Annotated in this window: 17 protein-coding genes; 7 read left to right on the top strand and 10 right to left on the bottom strand. The window is 66.3% G+C overall.

All coding sequences use genetic code 11. The features are described 5' to 3' along the window. From A9971_RS07100 to A9971_RS07060, 9 genes are all read right to left on the bottom strand, one after another. Positions 1-1,335, bottom strand: coding sequence for an ABC transporter substrate-binding protein (locus A9971_RS07100; RefSeq protein WP_183001633.1), 1,335 nt, complete (start codon positions 1,333-1,335; stop codon positions 1-3). 28 nt (positions 1,336-1,363) lie between these two features. Next, positions 1,364-2,413, bottom strand: a complete 1,050-nt coding sequence (locus A9971_RS07095) for a branched-chain amino acid ABC transporter permease (RefSeq protein ID WP_183001632.1) — start codon at positions 2,411-2,413, stop codon at positions 1,364-1,366. 4 nt (positions 2,414-2,417) lie between these two features. After that, complete coding sequence (locus tag A9971_RS07090) at positions 2,418-3,299, bottom strand: branched-chain amino acid ABC transporter permease (RefSeq protein WP_011060916.1); 882 nt, start codon at positions 3,297-3,299, stop codon at positions 2,418-2,420. Then, positions 3,299-4,075 (bottom strand): ABC transporter ATP-binding protein, encoded by a 777-nt coding sequence (locus A9971_RS07085; RefSeq protein WP_011060915.1) that lies wholly within the window; start codon positions 4,073-4,075, stop codon positions 3,299-3,301. The genes A9971_RS07090 and A9971_RS07085 overlap by 1 nt, the downstream gene beginning before the upstream one ends. Further along, positions 4,072-5,061 carry an AMP-binding protein gene (locus A9971_RS07080; RefSeq protein WP_183001537.1) on the bottom strand — a complete coding sequence of 330 codons (990 nt, stop codon included), beginning with the start codon at positions 5,059-5,061 and terminating at the stop codon, positions 4,072-4,074. Before A9971_RS07080 ends, A9971_RS07085 begins: the two co-directional genes overlap by 4 nt. Before the next feature lie 153 nt (positions 5,062-5,214). Further along, positions 5,215-6,618, bottom strand: coding sequence for an LLM class flavin-dependent oxidoreductase (locus A9971_RS07075; RefSeq protein ID WP_011060913.1), 1,404 nt, complete (start codon positions 6,616-6,618; stop codon positions 5,215-5,217). Further along, on the bottom strand, positions 6,618-7,082 hold the full coding sequence (locus A9971_RS07070; RefSeq protein WP_183001536.1) for an acyl-CoA dehydrogenase: 465 nt from the start codon (positions 7,080-7,082) through the stop codon (positions 6,618-6,620). Before A9971_RS07070 ends, A9971_RS07075 begins: the two co-directional genes overlap by 1 nt. A gap of 11 nt (positions 7,083-7,093) precedes the next feature. Then, positions 7,094-8,296 carry an SfnB family sulfur acquisition oxidoreductase gene (locus A9971_RS07065; RefSeq protein WP_183001967.1) on the bottom strand — a complete coding sequence of 401 codons (1,203 nt, stop codon included), beginning with the start codon at positions 8,294-8,296 and terminating at the stop codon, positions 7,094-7,096. A gap of 202 nt (positions 8,297-8,498) precedes the next feature. Next, positions 8,499-9,062 (bottom strand): helix-turn-helix domain-containing protein, encoded by a 564-nt coding sequence (locus A9971_RS07060; protein WP_011060910.1) that lies wholly within the window; start codon positions 9,060-9,062, stop codon positions 8,499-8,501. Here A9971_RS07060 and A9971_RS07055 point away from each other — a divergent pair. Next, the gene (locus A9971_RS07055) at positions 9,057-10,064 is read left to right on the top strand and encodes a DMT family transporter (protein ID WP_015635330.1); all 1,008 of its coding nucleotides are present in this window, start codon (positions 9,057-9,059) and stop codon (positions 10,062-10,064) included. The two genes, A9971_RS07060 and A9971_RS07055, sit on opposite strands and share 6 nt — an antisense overlap. A gap of 163 nt (positions 10,065-10,227) precedes the next feature. On the opposite strand, the gene A9971_RS07050 is transcribed toward A9971_RS07055, so the two are convergent. Continuing rightward, positions 10,228-10,587 carry a hypothetical protein gene (locus A9971_RS07050; RefSeq protein WP_171820707.1) on the bottom strand — a complete coding sequence of 120 codons (360 nt, stop codon included), beginning with the start codon at positions 10,585-10,587 and terminating at the stop codon, positions 10,228-10,230. 205 nt (positions 10,588-10,792) lie between these two features. Between A9971_RS07050 and A9971_RS07045 the strand changes: the two genes are divergently transcribed. The 6 genes from A9971_RS07045 to A9971_RS07020 are packed head-to-tail and all read left to right on the top strand — an operon-like array spanning position 10,793 to position 16,865. Next, entirely contained in the window at positions 10,793-13,711 is a 2,919-nt protein-coding gene (locus A9971_RS07045) for a monovalent cation/H+ antiporter subunit A (RefSeq protein ID WP_011060907.1), read from the top strand. Continuing rightward, positions 13,711-14,055 (top strand): Na+/H+ antiporter subunit C, encoded by a 345-nt coding sequence (locus A9971_RS07040; protein WP_011060906.1) that lies wholly within the window; start codon positions 13,711-13,713, stop codon positions 14,053-14,055. Before A9971_RS07045 ends, A9971_RS07040 begins: the two co-directional genes overlap by 1 nt. Beyond that, a complete protein-coding gene (locus tag A9971_RS07035) occupies positions 14,052-15,740 on the top strand; it encodes a monovalent cation/H+ antiporter subunit D (RefSeq protein ID WP_183001535.1) in 1,689 nt (562 codons plus the stop codon). Before A9971_RS07040 ends, A9971_RS07035 begins: the two co-directional genes overlap by 4 nt. Next, positions 15,737-16,225: a Na+/H+ antiporter subunit E gene (locus tag A9971_RS07030; RefSeq protein ID WP_011060904.1), complete on the top strand. Its 489-nt coding sequence runs from the start codon at positions 15,737-15,739 to the stop codon at positions 16,223-16,225. The genes A9971_RS07035 and A9971_RS07030 overlap by 4 nt, the downstream gene beginning before the upstream one ends. Beyond that, on the top strand, positions 16,222-16,500 hold the full coding sequence (locus tag A9971_RS07025; RefSeq protein WP_011060903.1) for a K+/H+ antiporter subunit F: 279 nt from the start codon (positions 16,222-16,224) through the stop codon (positions 16,498-16,500). Before A9971_RS07030 ends, A9971_RS07025 begins: the two co-directional genes overlap by 4 nt. Continuing rightward, positions 16,497-16,865, top strand: a complete 369-nt coding sequence (locus A9971_RS07020) for a Na+/H+ antiporter subunit G (RefSeq protein WP_011060902.1) — start codon at positions 16,497-16,499, stop codon at positions 16,863-16,865. Before A9971_RS07025 ends, A9971_RS07020 begins: the two co-directional genes overlap by 4 nt. Positions 16,866-16,973: the final 108 nt, after the last annotated feature.

Raw genomic sequence — 16,973 nt, 5'->3', positions numbered from 1 at the left:
TCAGTCACCCTCGTTGCATGTACGGGGCACCAGGCGCTTCTCCTTGGCAAAGGCCGCGGCCTTTTCGTCGATCAGCGGCCGTAGCAGCGCGCGGTCGGCGGCAATCCACTCGCTGATCAGGGTCCAGTTGGCGCCGTCCCATTGCTGCACCCGGGCCGCGCCGCCACCTTCGTGATCGCGGCAGGACAGCTTGAGGTTCTGCATCAGCCCCAGGTAACCCATGTCCTTGAGCCGGGCGTCGTCGATGTTCAGGTGTTCCAGGCCCCAGCGCCCTTCCTCGCCATTGAGCGGGCGCTTGCCGAACTTGCCCTGGGCGGTCCGGATCGCCTCCACCGCCACCGCCGCGTTCACCAGGCCGGAGTTGTAGTACACGCTGCCGAAATTCTTCAGGTCCTTGAGGTCGCTCTTGCCGGTATCGAGGATGTACTGCTTGAGGCGCTTGTGGATCTCGAAGTCACTGCCCGCCGGGTAGGGCGTCAGCGCCAGGTAGCCCTTGGCCGCGGCGCCGGCCGGCAGCACGTCTTCGCTGGAGCTGGCCCAGATATCGCCGATGATGTGGTCCACCGGGAAGCCGAAGCGCGCGGCGGTCTTCACCGCCACCGGGGTGGACACGCCCCAGGTGCGCAGGAACACCCAGTCCGGGTTCTGCTGGCGGATCTGCCGCCATTGCGCCGACTGCTCGTTGCCCGGATCGGCCACCGGGATCTGGATGTTCTCGAAACCGTACTTCTCGGCCAGCAGCTTGAGCGGCCCGAGGGTTTCCCGGCCATAGGCGGAGTCGTGATAAAGCGTGGCGATCTTCTTGCCCTTGAGCCGGTCGAACCCGCCCTCGCGCTGGGCGATGTAGTTCACCAGGGTCGAGGCCTCGCTGTAGAACGTCAGCATCACCGGGAAGTTGTAGGGGAACACCGTGCCGTCGGTGGCTTCGGTGCGGCCGTAGCCCAGGGTGATCAGCGGGATTTTGTCCACCTCGGCACGCTCACTCAGGGCATAGGCCGCCGGTGCGCCGTTGGGCTGGTAGACCGCTACCGGTGCGCCATCCAGGCCGTTCTTGAAGCGCTCGTAGCACTCGATGCCCTTCTCGGCAGTCCATTCGGTCTCGCACTCCTGCCACACCAGCTTGACCCCGTTGATGCCGCCCTCCACCTGGTTGATGTAGTTCAGGTAGTCGATCATCCCGGCCCACACCTGCACCCCGCTGGAGGCATAGGCGCCGACCCGGTAGGTGGCCAGGGGGAAGAACTGCTGGTCCGGCCCGGCCTGGGCTGCCGGGGCAACGGCCGCCGCCAGCATCAACGCCGCGCCGGCCAGGGAAGCTTTCAAGGATGCACGCATGTTGTCTCTCTGTTCTGGGAGGAGGAATTCAGAAGCGCAGCGGCCAGTGCCGCAGGCGCTCGCGCAAGTTGCCCAGCAAGCGGATCAGGCCCTCGGGTTCCTTGATCAGGAACAGGATGATCAGCACGCCGAAAATGATTTTCTGCAGGTTCTGCAACTGCCCGGCGTCCACCGCCCCGCCCAGCAGCGCCTGCCCGGCATGGCTGAGGAGAATCGGCAACAGGCTGATGAAGGCCGCGCCGACGAAGTTGCCGGCCACGCTGCCCATGCCGCCGATAATGATGATGAAGAGGATCTGGAACGAACGATTGATATCGAAGCTGCTGGCGCTGGCGGTGCCCAGGTAGGCGAAGGCCCACAGCGCACCGGCGATGCCCAGGTAGAACGAGCTGACGGCAAACGCCTGGCGTTTGTAGCGGGCCACCGGGATGCCGATCACCGCGGCGGCGGTGTCCATGTCGCGGATCGCCATCCAGTTGCGCCCGACCTGGCTGCGCACCAGGTTCTGCGCGACCCAGGTCAACAGCAGCACCGTCACCAGGGTCAGCAGGTAGCGTCCCTGGGGGTGGTTCAGGTCATGGCCCAGCAGGCTCAACTGCGGCGCCGAAATGGTGCCCGAGGAACCGTAGTTGTAGAACCAGGGAAACTTGACGAACAGCCACTCCAGGAAGAACTGCGCCGCCAGGGTGCTAACCATCAGGTAGAAACCCTTGATCCGCGAGCTGGGCAGGCCGAACAGCCAGCCCACCAGGGCGCTGATCAGGCCGCCGCCGAGCAGGGCCAGGGGCAGCCCCAGCTGCGGCAGGCGCAGCAGAATACCGTAGGTGGCAAAGGCCCCCACGGCCATGAAGCCGGCGGCGCCCACCGAGGTCTGGCCGGTGTAGCCGGAAAGCAGGTTGAGCCCGAGCCCGGCCAGGGACAGCACCAGGAACGGAATCAGGATCGCGTTGAGCCAATAGTCGTTGCCCAGCACCGGCACCACGCCGAAGGCCAGCAGCAACAGGCCGGCCAGGCCCCAGGGCAGGCGGCGCTGGACCAGCAGCAAGGGGGCGGTTTGCCGCGTCAGAAGAAGGGACATCAATTCACACTCGCTCGATGGCCCGCTCGCCGAACAGGCCGGCGGGGCGGATGTAGAGGAAGGCCAGGGCCAGGACATAGGCGAACCAGGGGCTGATGCCGCCGCCAATCAGCGGGCCGATATAGACCTCCGCCAGGTTTTCGGCGGCGCCCACGATCAGGCCGCCGGCAATCGCCCCGCCGATCGAGGTGAAGCCGCCGATGATCAGCACCGGCAGCGCCTTGAGCACCACCAGCGATAGAGAGAACTGCACCCCTTGCCGGGCCCCCCAGAGCAGCCCGGCCACCAGCCCCACCACCCCGGCCACCGCCCAGACGATCTGCCAGATGCGGTTGAGGTTGATGCCGATGGACAGCGCCGCCGTGGTGTCGTCGGCCACCGCCCGCAGCGAGATGCCGATGCGGGTCTTGTTGAACAGCAGCGCCAGCACCGTCACCAGCACCAGGGCGGTGGCCGCGGCAATCAGGTCGAACTGGCTGACCATCAGCGGCCCGAGGAACAGCGGCACATCGTCGATGCCCAGGTCCAGGGCCCTCACCTGGGAGCCCATCAGGCCCTGGGCCAGGCCCTCGATGATGAACGACAGGCCCAGGGTGGCCATGAACAGGGTGATCGGCGAGCGGTTGACCAAGGGCCGCAGCACCAGGCGTTCGATCAGCCAGGCGCCGAGGATCATCACCAGCACCGTCAGCAACAGTGCCAGGGCGAAAGGCACGCCCTGCTCGTGCAGGCTGACGAAGGTCAGCGCGGCGAACAGCAGCATCGAGCCCTGGGCGAAATTGAACACGCCACTGGCCTTGTAGATCAGCACGAAGCCGATGGCCACCAGTGAATACAGGGTGCCGGCCAGCAGACCGCCGAGCAGGGTTTCGAAGAAGAATGCCATCAGTGCACGGCCCCCAGGTAAGCGGCGATCACCTCGGGGTTGGCCTGGACCTCGGCCGGTGTGCCATCGCCCACCTTGCGTCCGTAGTCGAGCACCACCACGTGGTCGCACAGGTCCATGACCACCGCCATGTCGTGCTCGATCAGCACCACGGTGGTGCCCAGGTCACGGTTGATGTCGGCGATGAAGCGGGCCATTTCCTGCTTCTCCTCGGCATTCATTCCGGCCAGGGGTTCGTCCAGCAGCAACAGGCTGGGCCCGGCGATCAGCGCCCTGCCCAACTCGACGCGCTTTTGCAGGCCATAGGCCAGGTTGCCCACCGGCACATCGCGCAATGCCTGCAATTCCAGAAACTGCAGGATGCCTTCGGCCAGCTGGCGGAATGCCCGGGCTTCACGGCGGGCCCGGGGCAAGCCCAGGGCCTGTTCGATGAAGCGCGCGCGGGAGTGGCGCGAAAGGCCGGTGAGCAGGTTGTCCAGCACGCTCATCTTCTTGAACAGCGCGTTGTTCTGGAACGTGCGGCCGATGCCCCGGCGCGCGGCGTCCAGCGGGTCGATGCGCTGCAACGGCTGGCGCTCGAACACGATGGTCCCGGCGTCAAAGCGATAGACCCCGTTGAGCACGTTGAGCAGCGAACTCTTGCCCGCGCCATTGGGGCCGATCAGGGCACAGATCTCGCCCCGGCGCACCTCGAACGACAGTTGATTGATGGCCTTGACCCCCTTGAACGACAGGGAGATGTCACTGACTTGCAAAATGGATTCGGCGTGGCTCATGCAATGTTCCGTGTGAATTCGACGATCCAGGCCGGGGTGGCCGGTGGCGTCGTGGCCTGGGGGGCCTGCCAGATGAATTGCAGGCGAGAAAAGCCCAGCAGGCGGCGCACCCGATGCTTGAGCAGGCGCGCCAACAGGCCCTGGGGATGGGCCAAGGCCCACTCGCACAGGCGTCGGCGCCAGCTGTCGGGGGGCGCCAGGCGGCTCTCGATCTCGTCCGCCAGGCGTTGCAGGCGCTGGGGCGACAGCAGCAGACCGCTGGGGGCCACCTCCCGCCGGTCGCGGCTGGTCGAGCCGCGGCTTTCGGCGAAGGCCAGGCACTGGCCACTGCCCAGCCATTGCTCCAGCAGCACCGTCAGGCCCTCCTGCCATTGCGTGCCCTCCTCGCTCCACAATTGGCCGCTGCCGACCGGGGCGCGCCAATTGGCCTGGCGCCGGGGTGGCTCGCCCCGGCCCAGCAGCTCGCGCAATTCCAGCAGGGGCAGATGCGCGCCTTCCGGCAGGCGCGGCAAGGCTTGCCCGGCAATCAGCAACTGCGGGGCCAGAGCGTTTTCACTGGCGGCGACCCAATCCAGCACCTGCTGGCGCGAATGCACGAAGGCGTGGCTCGGTTGCAGGCGCCACAGGGTCTGGCGCAGGGCTTGGGGCGGCAGCTCGTCGTCCAGGCTCAGCACCTCGGCGCCAAGGCTGTGGGCCGCCAGGGCCAGCAGGAGCAGGTCCGGTTCGAAGCGGGCGCTGACTGCCAACCGCGAATCCGGGGTCAGGCCCTGCTGGCGCAGGCCGTCGGCCAGGCGCTCGACGTCCCGCAGGGCGTCGATCCAGCGCCAGGCGTACCAGTGGCCGTGGCGCTTATGGCGCAAGGCGTTGTGCAACGGGCTGACCTGGGCCCAATGGCGCAACCGCTCCAGGGCCCCGCTCAACTGCAGCCGGGCCTGGGGCGCTGGCGAATCCGCGCTCGGCGCACGCTTGAGTTCATGCACGCTCATGAGTTGACCTCGATCTCTTGGCAATCGCGTGCGGTGGTCCGCTGGCTGGAAATGAACGGGGGGCCTTGTGGGCCTTTTCGCTTGTAGGAGCCGGCTTGCCGGCGGAGGCGTGGGCCCCTTCGCTGGCGAGCCAGCTCCTACAGGGCGCGGGGTTCAGGCGCTGGCACGTTGCGCGGCTGTTTGGCGTTGCCCGCCCAGGTTGCGCCAGGCGCTGCCCGGGTGGCTTTCGGGCAGGCGCGGGCCGGCGCCGAAGAGTTTTTCCCGCAGGGTGCCCGGGGCGTATTCGGTCTTGTAGACGCCCCGCTTCTGCAACTCCGGCACCAGCAGTTCCACGGCGTCGATAAAGCTTTCGTGGGTCAGCGCATACGCCAGGTTGAAGCCGTCGACGTCGGTTTCTTCCACCCATTCCTGAAGCAGGTCGGCGACGGTTTCCGGGCTACCGACGAACAACGGGCCAAAGCCGCCGATGCCCACCCAGTCCGCCAGTTCATGGGGTGTCCAGACCTTGTTCGGGTCTGCCGTGGAGAAGGCCTCCACCGCCGACTGGATGGCGTTGGTGTGCACGTGCTTGAGGGGCTCGTCGGGCTTGAAGCGGCTGAAGTCGATGCCGGTCCAGCCGGAAATCAGCGCCATGGCGCCCTCATAGCTGACCCAGGATTTGTATTCCTCGAACTTGGCCTTGGCCTTGGCGTCGGTCTCGCCCAGGATCACCGTCTGCAGGTTGAAGATCAGGATCTTCGACGGATCGCGCCCGGCCTCGGCGGCCCGGCGGCGGATGTCGGCCACGGTCTTTTTCAGCAGCACCTTGGACGGCGCGGCGACGAACACGCATTCGGCCTGCTCGGCGGCGAACTGCTTGCCCCGGCTGGATGCCCCGGCCTGGTAGAGCACCGGGGTACGTTGCGGCGACGGCTCGCAGAGGTGGATGCCCGGCACCTGGAAGTGTTTGCCGACATGGCGGATCTCGTGGATCTTGCTCGGGTCGCTGAAGATCCGTCGCTCGCGGTCGCGCAGGATCGCGCCGTCTTCCCAACTGCCTTCCCAGAGCTTGTAGCAGACCTCCAGGTACTCCTCGGCGTAGTCGTAGCGAGCGTCGTGTTCGGTCTGGGCCTGCTGCCCGATGTTCTTGGCCCCGCTCTCCAGGTAGGAGGTGACGATGTTCCAGCCGGCGCGGCCCTTCGTCAGGTGATCGAGGGTGGATAGGCGCCGGGCGAAGGGGTACGGGTGCTCGAAGGACAGCGACGCGGTGAGGCCGAAGCCCAGGTGCTCGGTGACCAGGGCCATGGGCGGGATCAGCTGCAGCGGGTCGTTCACCGGGACCTGGGCGGCCTGGCGGATCGCTGCCTCGCCGTTGCCGTTGTAGACGTCGTAGATGCCCAGCACATCGGCGATGAACAACCCGTCGAACTTGCCCTTTTCAAGAATTTTCGCCAGGTCGGTCCAGTACTCCAGGTCCTTGTACTGCCAGGAGCGGTCCCGGGGGTGGGCCCAGAGGCCCGGCGACTGGTGGCCGACACAGTTCATGTCGAAGGCGTTGAGGCGGATTTCACGGGACATCACACAACACTCCTGAAACCTTGGGGTGGCACGCCATTGAGGCGGTAGTTGCCGATCAGTTGGTATTTCCAGCGCAGCGGGTCATCCAGGCTCTGGGGCTGCGGGCTGCGCTGACCGGTGAGTTCGAACTCGGCGTCGCTGGCCGCCAGCAGCGCCTGGCCCGCGGCAATCGCCGCCTCGGCCAGGGCCACCGCAACTTCCGCCGGGTCCGGCTCTTGTTCTATCTGGCGCTGGGCCCGCTCCTGCAGGGCCGCGGCCAGGTCGATGCGGATGCTCAGGTCGCCAAAGCGGCTGATCACATAGGGGTCGTCGCTGGCCCTGGCCAGGCCGCTGCCGCTCCAGGGCCGGGCCTGCTCGCGGATGAAATCCAGGGTTTGCTGCAGCAGGACGCGGGCCCGCTGCAGGGCCTGGGCGTTGTGTTCCAGGGCCGCTTGGGGGGTGTCGGGGCGGGTCAGTGCATTCATGGCGCAGTCCTTCAGTTCCAGGCGTGGCGGGCCGGCTTGATGCCGTTGAGCAGGTAGTTGCCGATCAGGTGATATTTCCAGCGCGCCGGATCGTGCAGGGTGTGGGTGCGGGCGTTGCGCCAGTGGCGGTCGAGGTTGTACTTGCCCGACACCGAACGGGTGCCGGCCAGTTCGAAGAGTTTGCTGGCGGCGAGCAAGGCACTCTCCGCCGACAGCACCTTGGCCTGGGCCACCACCAGGGAGGCCTGGGCGACGCTGTCTTCACCGGGCTGGGCCAGGGCCTGATCGACCGCCTCGGCGGCCTTGGCGAGGATCGCCTCGGTGCCGTGCACCCGCCATTCCAGGTCGCCGATGGCGGCAATGGTGAACGGGTCCTGCCAGCCATGGTCCAGGCCACTGTCGATCCACGGCCGGGATTGCCGGGCATGGTGCTTGGCGTCTTCCAGGGCGGCGACGGCGATGCCGGTGTCCACCGCGGCCTGGATGATTTGCGAGATCGGGCCATCGGCGGTGGGCTGGTCGAAGGCCCGATGGGCCGGGATCACCGCGCTGCGCGGCACCCGCACCGCCTTGAGGCTGCCCCCGCCACTGGCGGTGGTGCGCTGGCCGAAGCCGTCCCAGCTGTCGATCACCGTGAGGCCAGGGTTGTCGCGCTCGATAAAGGCAATGTGCGCCTGGTTGTGTTCGTCCACCGCCACCGCCGGGACGATGTGGGCGAACAGCGCCCCGGTGCAGTAGAACTTCTCGCCGTCGATCTGCGCCTGTTCGCCGTCGAAACGGATCTGGGTTTCAAAGGCGCCGACGTGCTTGCTGCCGGCCTCGGAAAACGCATTGCCGAAGCGGTAGCCCTGCAACACCTTGGCGAAGTAATGGCGCTTCTGCTCTTCGCTGGCGGTCTGCAGCAGGATGTCCACCACCCCCAGGTGGTTCTGCGGCAACTGGCCGAGAGACGGGTCGGCGGCGGAAATGAGCTTGATGACTTCCACCAGGGTGGCGTAGGACACCCCGGCGCCGCCGTACTCTTTGGGGATGGTGATGCCCCACAGGCCGCTGGCGGAAAATTCGTCGAGCTCTGCCCGGGGCAGGCGCCGCTCGCGATCACGCAGCGCCGCCTCCACGGCAAAGCGCTGGGCCAGGGCCCGGGCCACGCTGATGGCTTGCGCATCGTTCTGGATGAGATGGGCACTGCGAGAGGGTTGGGCTGGGGCTGTCATGGGCCGACTCCGCTTCCTGAACATCAAGGTGAACACCCGTCGCGGGGTTCTTTCCAGGACAATTGCAGGAGTCGTGCCTAAATATAAAAACCTTTAATATCAGCAGCTTGCTTGATAATTCAGCTAAAAGGCATCAACTGAAAACAGGCAAAATGTCCAACTGCTGTTGCTGGGCAAACAGCGCTTGCCGGGCCACGGGGCGTCAGATCACCACGTTGCGCACGAAGCGCGTGGCCCGGGTGCCGTCGTTGCGGTAGCCGTGGGGCACGTGGCTGGCGAACATGAAGAAGTCACCGCATTCCAGGCGCCGTTCAGTGTCGCCGAAGAACACCGTCAGGCAGCCTTCGAAGACGTAGATCTGCTCGCTCCAGCCCTCGGCGTCGCACTCCGAGTGATAGACCTCGCCAGGCTCCAGCTGCCATTCCCAAAGCTCCACTTCACGGGTGGCCTCGGCCTTGGCCAGGAGCAGCGCCTTGCTGCCGGGGATAGCACCGGCCCAGGCCAGCTCGTTGATGCGGCTCGAATCCCGGGATTCCGGGGCCTGGATCAGGTCGCTGAAGGCCACGTCCAGGGCTTCGGCCACCCGGTCCAGGGTGCCGAGGCTGACGTTCTTCTCCCCCGCCTCTATCGCCACCAGCATCCGCCGGCTGACATTGGATTTTTCCGCCAGGGCGCTCTGGCTCAAGCCCGCGGCATTGCGCAGGCGGCGGACGTTGAGGCTGACATGTTGCAGGACCGAGGCCCGCTGGACGTTTTCTTTGTGCACTATATTGCTCACTCCCGGGGCCTGCGCAGTATACTGCCCAACTTCCGGCGCATTGTGCGTCCCCCTCAGGTAGCACGCAAGGCCATGACAGCAACGCCCTCCCGCGGATTCCAGTTCAAGTTGAGCAAGGCCGAAGCCGTGCTGGTGCTGATCACCATGATCTGGGGCGGCACCTTCCTGCTGGTGCAGAACGCCATGAGCGTCAGCGGGCCGATGTTCTTCGTCGGCCTGCGCTTTGCCGCAGCGGCGTGCATGGTCGGTGCATTCTCACTGCGCCACTTGCGCGGCCTGACCCTGTTCGAACTGCGCGCCGGGGCCTTTATCGGTACCGCGATCATGCTCGGCTACGGTTTGCAGACCGTGGGCCTGCAAAGCATTCCCAGCAGCCAGTCGGCGTTCATCACCGCCCTTTATGTGCCCTTCGTGCCGTTGCTGCAATGGCTGTTCATGGGCAAGCGCCCGGGGTTGCTGCCGAGTATCGGCATCATGCTGGCGTTCACCGGGCTGATGCTGCTGTCCGGGCCCAATGGCGCGTCCCTGGACTTCAGCCCCGGGGAGATCGCCACCCTGATCAGTACCGTGGCCATTGCCGCGGAGATCATCCTCATCAGCAGCTTCGGCGGGCGGGTGGATGTGCGCCGGGTCACCGTGGTGCAACTGGCGGTCACCTCGCTGCTGGCGTTCGCCATGGTGTGGCCGACCGGGGAAGCGCTGCCGGGGTTTTCCTGGCTGCTGCTGGCCAGCGCCCTGGGCCTGGGGGCTGCCAGCGCGGTGATCCAGCTGGCAATGAACTGGGCGCAGAAAAGCGTCTCGCCGACCCGCGCCACCCTGATCTATGCCGGCGAGCCGGTGTGGGCCGGGATTGTCGGGCGCATCGCCGGGGAGCGCCTGCCGGGGCTGGCGTTGCTGGGCGGCGCCTTGATCGTGCTGGCGGTGATCATCAGCGAATGGAAGCCCAAGGCAGAAGCCGGACAGCAGAGCGGCGAGGCGGTGGAGTCCTGAGCAACGGCCCGCTGCGGGGGGTGGCTTGCTGGTGAGGGAGCTCTTGAGGGCCCTTTCGCTGGCAAGCCAGCGCCTACAGCTGGCTGGGGTAGTGGTGGGGACTGTAGGAGCCGGCTTGCCGGCGAAGGTGCTCTTGCAGGCGCTCTCGCTGATAGGCCAGCGCCTACAGTGCGGGGTCCCCGGGGGCATAGAGCCAGGTGGGGACGGTCAGGGAGCCCTTGTGCTTGGGCTCCAGCAGTACCCGGTCATTTTCAGGCTCGCCGTGATAGTAGAAGTAGGCGTGGTAGAGCACGTGCCCCTCGGCAAAGGCGCGGTCGAAATAGAGCACCGTGCCCGGCGGCAACACATAGTTGCGCTCATCCCCCTGCGGGCCTTCGATGACCAGCGCCTGGCGGGTCTTGAGCATGTCGGGGCGGTCCAGATAATGCTCCAGGCCAATGCCCGATGCCGCACCAAAGGCGGTGAACAGCACGGCGAACGCGCCCCGTCGAAACAGCCGGCCCAAGGCCGATCCTTTAATCATGTGCACCCTTGTCGATCCTTGTGGCGGCTTGAGCTGGGCAGGGCATTTGCCCCACAGCACCCGGTGAACGGGCGCATCAGGCATTTGTCTCCTACCTTTGAAAGCGTATGTAACATTTCTTAGGGGGCCCGGGCCGCGCATGGCGGTTGGTGATCCAGAGCCTGGCACGTATTATGCGTCATACTTTTCCGCAGATTAGAAGCCTATGTCCCTGATAGTTCTACTGCTTCTGCCATTCATCGGCAGCTGTCTGGCGGCCCTGTTGCCGCACAACGCACGTAACACCGAATCTCTGCTGGCCGGCCTGGTGGCACTCATTGGCACCATCCAGGTGGCTCTGCTGTACCCACAGATCGCCGATGGCGGGGTGATTCGCGAGGAGTATGCCTGGCTGCCGAGCCTGGGGCTGAACTTCGTGCTGCGCCTGGACGGCTTCGCCTGGCTGTTCTCGCTGCTGGTGCTGGGCATCGGCAGCCTGGTGGCGCTCTACGCGCGTTATTACATGTCGCCGCAAGATCCGGTGCCGCGTTTCTTCGCCTTCTTCCTGGCCTTCATGGGGGCCATGCTCGGCCTGGTGATTTCCGGCAACCTGATCCAGATCGTGTTCTTCTGGGAGCTCACCAGCCTCTTCTCCTTCCTGCTGATCGGCTACTGGCACCACCGCTCCGATGCCCGCCGCGGCGCCTACATGGCGTTGATGGTCACCGGTGCCGGGGGCTTGTGCCTGCTGGCCGGGGTCATGCTGCTCGGCCATGTGGTGGGCAGCTACGACCTGGATCAGGTACTGGCTGCCGGAGACAAGATACGCGCCCACGCGCTCTACCCGATCCTGTTGCCCTTGATCCTGCTGGGCGCCCTGAGCAAGAGCGCGCAGTTCCCCTTCCACTTCTGGCTACCCCACGCCATGGCCGCGCCGACCCCGGTCTCGGCCTACCTGCACTCGGCGACCATGGTCAAGGCCGGGGTGTTTCTCCTGGCCCGCCTGTGGCCGTCGTTGTCCGGCACTGAAGAATGGTTCTACATCGTCAGCGGCGCCGGGGCCTGCACCCTGGTGCTGGGCGCCTACTGCGCGATGTTCCAGAACGACCTCAAGGGCCTGCTGGCCTATTCCACCATCAGCCACCTGGGGCTGATCACCCTGCTGCTGGGCCTGAACAGCCCGCTGGCCGCGGTGGCGGCGGTGTTCCACATTCTCAACCACGCCACGTTCAAGGCGTCCTTGTTCATGGCGGCCGGGATCATCGACCACGAAAGCGGCAGCCGCGACATCCGCAAGCTCAACGGCCTGATCAAGCTGATGCCCTACACCGCGACCCTGGCCATGGTGGCCAGCGCCTCCATGGCCGGGGTGCCGCTGCTCAACGGCTTCCTGTCCAAGGAGATGTTCTTCGCCGAGACGGTGTTCATCAACTCCAGCGCCTGGGTGGAAATCGCCCTGCCGGTGATCGCTACCATCGCCGGGACCTTCAGCGTCGCCTACGCCCTGCGCTTCACGGTCGACGTGTTCTTCGGGGAGCCGGCCACCGACCTGCCGCACACGCCCCACGAGCCGCCGCGCTGGATGCGTGCCCCGGTTGAACTGCTGGTGTTCACCTGCCTGCTGGTGGGGATCTTCCCGGCGCAGATCATCGGCCCGCTGCTGGCCGCCGCGGCGCTGCCGGTGGTGGGCGGAACCCTGCCCGAGTACAGCCTGGCCATCTGGCACGGCCTCAATGCCCCGATGATCATGAGCCTGATCGCCATGTCCTGCGGCATCGTCCTCTACCTGCTGCTGCACAAGCCGCTGGTGGCGGGCCGTTTCGCCTACCCGCCGGGCGTGGGCCGTCTCAACGGCAAGCTGTTGTTCGAGCGCAGCCTGGTGGGCATGACCCGCCTGGCCCGGCGCCTGGAACGCCGGTTGAGCACCAAGCGCCTGCAGACCCAGCTGTTCGTGCTGATCCTGGCGGCGGTGATCGCCGGGCTGATCCCCATGCTCTACAGCCAGCTGACCTGGGGCGACCGGCCGAAGATCCCCGGTTCCATCGTCTTCGTGACCTTCTGGCTGCTGGCCATCGCCTGCGCCCTGGGCGCCGCCTGGCAAGCCAAGTACCACCGTCTGGCCGCCCTGACCATGGTCAGCGTCTGCGGGCTGATGACCTGCGTGACCTTCGTCTGGTTCTCGGCGCCGGACCTGGCCCTGACCCAGCTGGTGGTGGAAGTGGTGACCACGGTGCTGATCCTCCTCGGCCTGCGCTGGCTGCCACGGCGGATCGAGGACGTCTCGCCCCTGCCCAGCAGCGTGCCCAAGGCGCGCATCCGCCGCCTGCGTGACCTGAGCCTGTCGGTGGCCGTGGGCCTGGGCATGGCAGTGCTGTCCTACGCCATGCTGACCCGCCCCACCCCCAACGACATTTCCTCGTTCTACCTCAGCCGTGCCTTGCCTGAAGGCGGCGGCACCAATGTGGTCAACGTGACCCTGGTGGACTTCCGCAGCTTCGACACCCTGGGCGAGATCACCGTGCTGGCGGCGGTGGCCCTGACCGTGTTCGCCCTGCTGCGCCGCTTCCGCCCGCCCAAGGAAAGCATGCAGTTGCCGGCGCAGCAGCGCCTGCTGGCCCCGGACGTGGTCACCGACCTGGTCAACCCGCGCCAGGCCAGCGACACCGCCCTGGGCTTCATGATGGTGCCGGCGGTGCTGGTGCGCCTGCTGCTGCCGATTGCCCTGGTGGTGTCCTTCTACCTGTTCATGCGCGGGCACAACCTGCCGGGTGGCGGTTTCGTCGCCGGGCTGGTGATGTCGGTGGCCTTCATCCTCCAGTACATGGTGGCGGGCACCCAGTGGGTCGAGGCGCAGATGAGCCTGCGGCCGCTGCGCTGGATGGGCACCGGGCTGCTGGTTGCCCTGGCCACCGGCCTCGGCGCCCTGGCCTGGGGCTACCCGTTCCTGACCACCCACACGCTGCATGTGGACCTGCCGCTGTTCGGTGATATCCACATCGCCAGCGCGCTGTTCTTCGACATCGGCGTGTACGCTGTGGTGGTGGGTGCGACCCTGCTGATCCTCACGGCCCTGGCGCACCAGTCGGTGCGGGCCCACAAGCCGGCCAGCCAGGCCAAATCCCTGACTCAGAACGGAGCCGCCTGATGGAAGAAGTCATCGCAATCGCCATTGGGGTCCTCGCCGCTTCCGGAGTCTGGCTGGTGCTGCGCCCGCGGACCTTCCAGGTGGTGATGGGCCTGTGCCTGCTGTCCTATGCGGTCAACCTGTTCATCTTCAGCATGGGCAGCCTGTTCATCGGCAAGGAGCCGATCGTCAAGGACGGCGTGCCCCAGGACCTGCTGCACTACACCGACCCGCTGCCCCAGGCGCTGGTGCTCACGGCCATCGTCATCAGCTTCGCCATGACTGCGCTGTTTCTGGTGGTGCTCCTGGCTTCCCGGGGCCTGACCGGCACCGACCACGTCGATGGCCGGGAGCCCAAGGAATGAATCCGTTGTCGCACCTGATCGTCGCCCCCATCCTCCTGCCTCTGCTGACCGCGGGCATCATGTTGCTGCTGGGGGAAAAGCATCGCCCGCTGAAAGCCCGGATCAACCTGCTCTCCACCCTGCTGGGCCTGTGCCTGGCGGGCTACCTGCTGTACTGGACCCAGGTCCAGGGCGCCACCGGTTCCTTCGGCGTGTACCTGCCCAGCAACTGGCAGGTGCCGTTCGGCATCGTGCTGGTGGTCGATCGCCTGTCGGCGCTGATGCTGGTGCTCACCGGTATCATCGGGGTCAGCGCGCTGCTGTTCGCCATGGCCCGCTGGGACGGCGCCGGGGCCAGTTTCCATGCCCTGTTCCAGATCCAGCTGATGGGCCTCTACGGGGCCTTCCTGACCGCCGACCTGTTCAACCTGTTCGTGTTCTTCGAGGTGCTGCTAGCGGCGTCCTACGGCCTGATGCTGCACGGCTCGGGGCGCGCGCGGGTGTCTTCGGGGCTGCACTACATCACCATCAACCTGCTGGCCTCATCGCTGTTCCTGATCGGCACGGCAATGATCTACGGGGTCACCGGGACCCTGAACATGGCCGACCTGGCGATGAAGATCCCCCTGGTGCCGGAAGCCGACCGCGGCCTGTTGCACGCCGGTACGGCGATCCTGGCGATCGCCTTCCTGGCCAAGGCCGGGATGTGGCCACTGAACTTCTGGCTGGTGCCCGCCTACTCCTCGGCCAGCGCGCCGGTGGCGGCACTGTTCGCCATCATGACCAAAGTCGGTGTGTACACCGTACTGCGCCTATGGACCCTGCTGTTCTCCGGGCAAGCAGGGGCCTCGGCCTATTTCGGCAGCCAGTGGCTGGTGTACGGCGGCATGGCGACGATCTTCTGCGCGGCCCTGGCGATTCTTCCGGCCCAGCGCCTGGAGCGCATGGCCAGCCTGAGCATCCTGGTGTCGGCCGGCATCCTGATCTCGGTGATCGGCTTCGCCCAGCCGGCCCTCACCGGCGCGGCGCTGTTCTACCTGTTCAGCTCGACCCTGGCGATGTGCGCGCTGTTTTTGCTGGCAGAACTGATCGAGCGTTCGCGCTCGGCCAACGAGATCCCCCTGGAGGATGAAGGCGAGATCCTGCCGCGGCCCATGGAGTCGCTGCACCCGCCACGGGGCAGCAACCTCGACGATGAACAGAAAGTGGTGGTCGGCCAGGTGATCCCCTGGACCATGGCCTTCCTCGGCCTGAGCTTCATCGCCTGCGCCTTGCTGATCATCGGCATGCCGCCGCTATCGGGCTTCATCGGCAAGCTCAACCTGATTGCCGCCCTGCTCAACCCCGAGGGCCTGGGGGCCAGCGAGGGCGCGCCGATCACCCCGGCGGCCTGGTGCTTCCTGGCGCTGTTGATCCTCTCGGGCCTGGCCTCGCTGATTGCCTTTGCCCGCCTGGGCGTGCAGCGCTTCTGGACCCCGGAGGAATGCCCTTCGCCGGTGCTGCGGCGCCTGGAGTGCCTGCCGATCGTGGCGCTGCTGGGGCTCTGCGTGCTGCTCAGCTTCAAGGCCGAGCCGTTGCTGCGCTTCACCCAGGCCACCGCCGACAGCCTCAACCACCCGGAGCATTACGTGATGGCGGTGCTCGGCACCCGCACCGTGCTCAGCCCTGAATCCAAGACCGCAGCGGCAGTGGAGGTGCACCCATGAAGCGCCTGTTCCCCGCGCCATTCCTGTCCCTGGCACTGTGGCTGCTCTGGCTGGTGCTGAACCTGTCCCTCAGCCCGGGCAACCTGCTGCTGGGCGCCCTGCTGGGCTTTCTCGCGCCGCTGCTGATGCAGCCCCTGCGGCCCCTGCCGATCCGCATCCGCCGCCCGGGCACCATCCTGCGCCTGTTCCTGGTGGTGGGCCGCGACGTGCTGGTGTCCAACCTGCTGGTGGCCTGGGGCGTGCTCAACAACGGCCGGCGCCCGGTGCACTCGGCCTTCGTCAAGATCCCCCTGGACCTGCGGGACGCCAATGGCCTGGCGGCGCTGTCCACCATCACCACGGTGGTACCGGGCACGGTCTGGTCCGAGCTGTCCCTGGACCGCAGCCTGCTGTTGCTGCACGTCTTCGACCTGAAGGACGAGGCGCAATTCATCCAGCACTTCAAGGCCACGTACGAGCGCCCGCTGATGGAGATTTTCGAATGAGTGTCCTGCTGACCAACGCGATCTTGCTGAGTCTGTTCATTTTCTCCCTGGCCATGGTCCTGACCCTGGTGCGCCTGTTCAAGGGCCCCTCGGCCCAGGACCGGGTTCTGGCCCTGGACTACCTGTACATCCTGGCGATGCTGATGATGCTGGTGCTGGGCGTGCGCTACGCCAGTGACACCTACTTCGAGGCGGCGCTGCTGATCGCCCTGTTCGGCTTTGTCGGCTCCTTCGCCCTGGCCAAATTCCTTCTGCGTGGCGAGGTGATCGAATGAACAGCCTGGAACAATTGCCACTGTGGGTGGAAGTGCTGGTGGCCCTGCTGCTGGTGATCAGCAGTGTGTTTGCCCTGATCGGGGCCCTGGGCATCCTGCGCATGAAGAGCTACTTCCAGCGCATGCACCCGCCGGCCCTGGCCTCCACCATGGGCTCCTGGGCCGTGGCCCTGGCGTCGATCCTGTACTTTTCCGCGCTCAAGTCCGGGCCGGTGCTGCACGCCTGGCTGATCCCGGTGCTGATGTCCATCACCGTACCGGTGACCACCCTGCTGCTGGCGCGGGCCGCGCTGTTTCGCAAGCGCATGGCCGGCGACGATGTGCCGGCGGAAATCAGCAGCAAACGCAGCGAAACCGGCAACTGAGCACATCCGCTGCACCTAGGAGCCGGCTGCCGGCGACGAGGCCCGTGAGCCTTGCGGTGACTTCGAAAACGCCTTCGCTGGCAAGCCAGCTCCTGCACCAGCCAGTTC

Origin of the sequence: Pseudomonas sp. UME65 (assembly GCF_014170225.1) — a bacterium.
GTDB lineage: Bacteria > Pseudomonadota > Gammaproteobacteria > Pseudomonadales > Pseudomonadaceae > Aquipseudomonas > Aquipseudomonas protegens.
The sequence above is the reverse complement of the archived record's forward strand: the minus strand, read 5'-3'. Positions and strand labels throughout refer to the sequence as shown.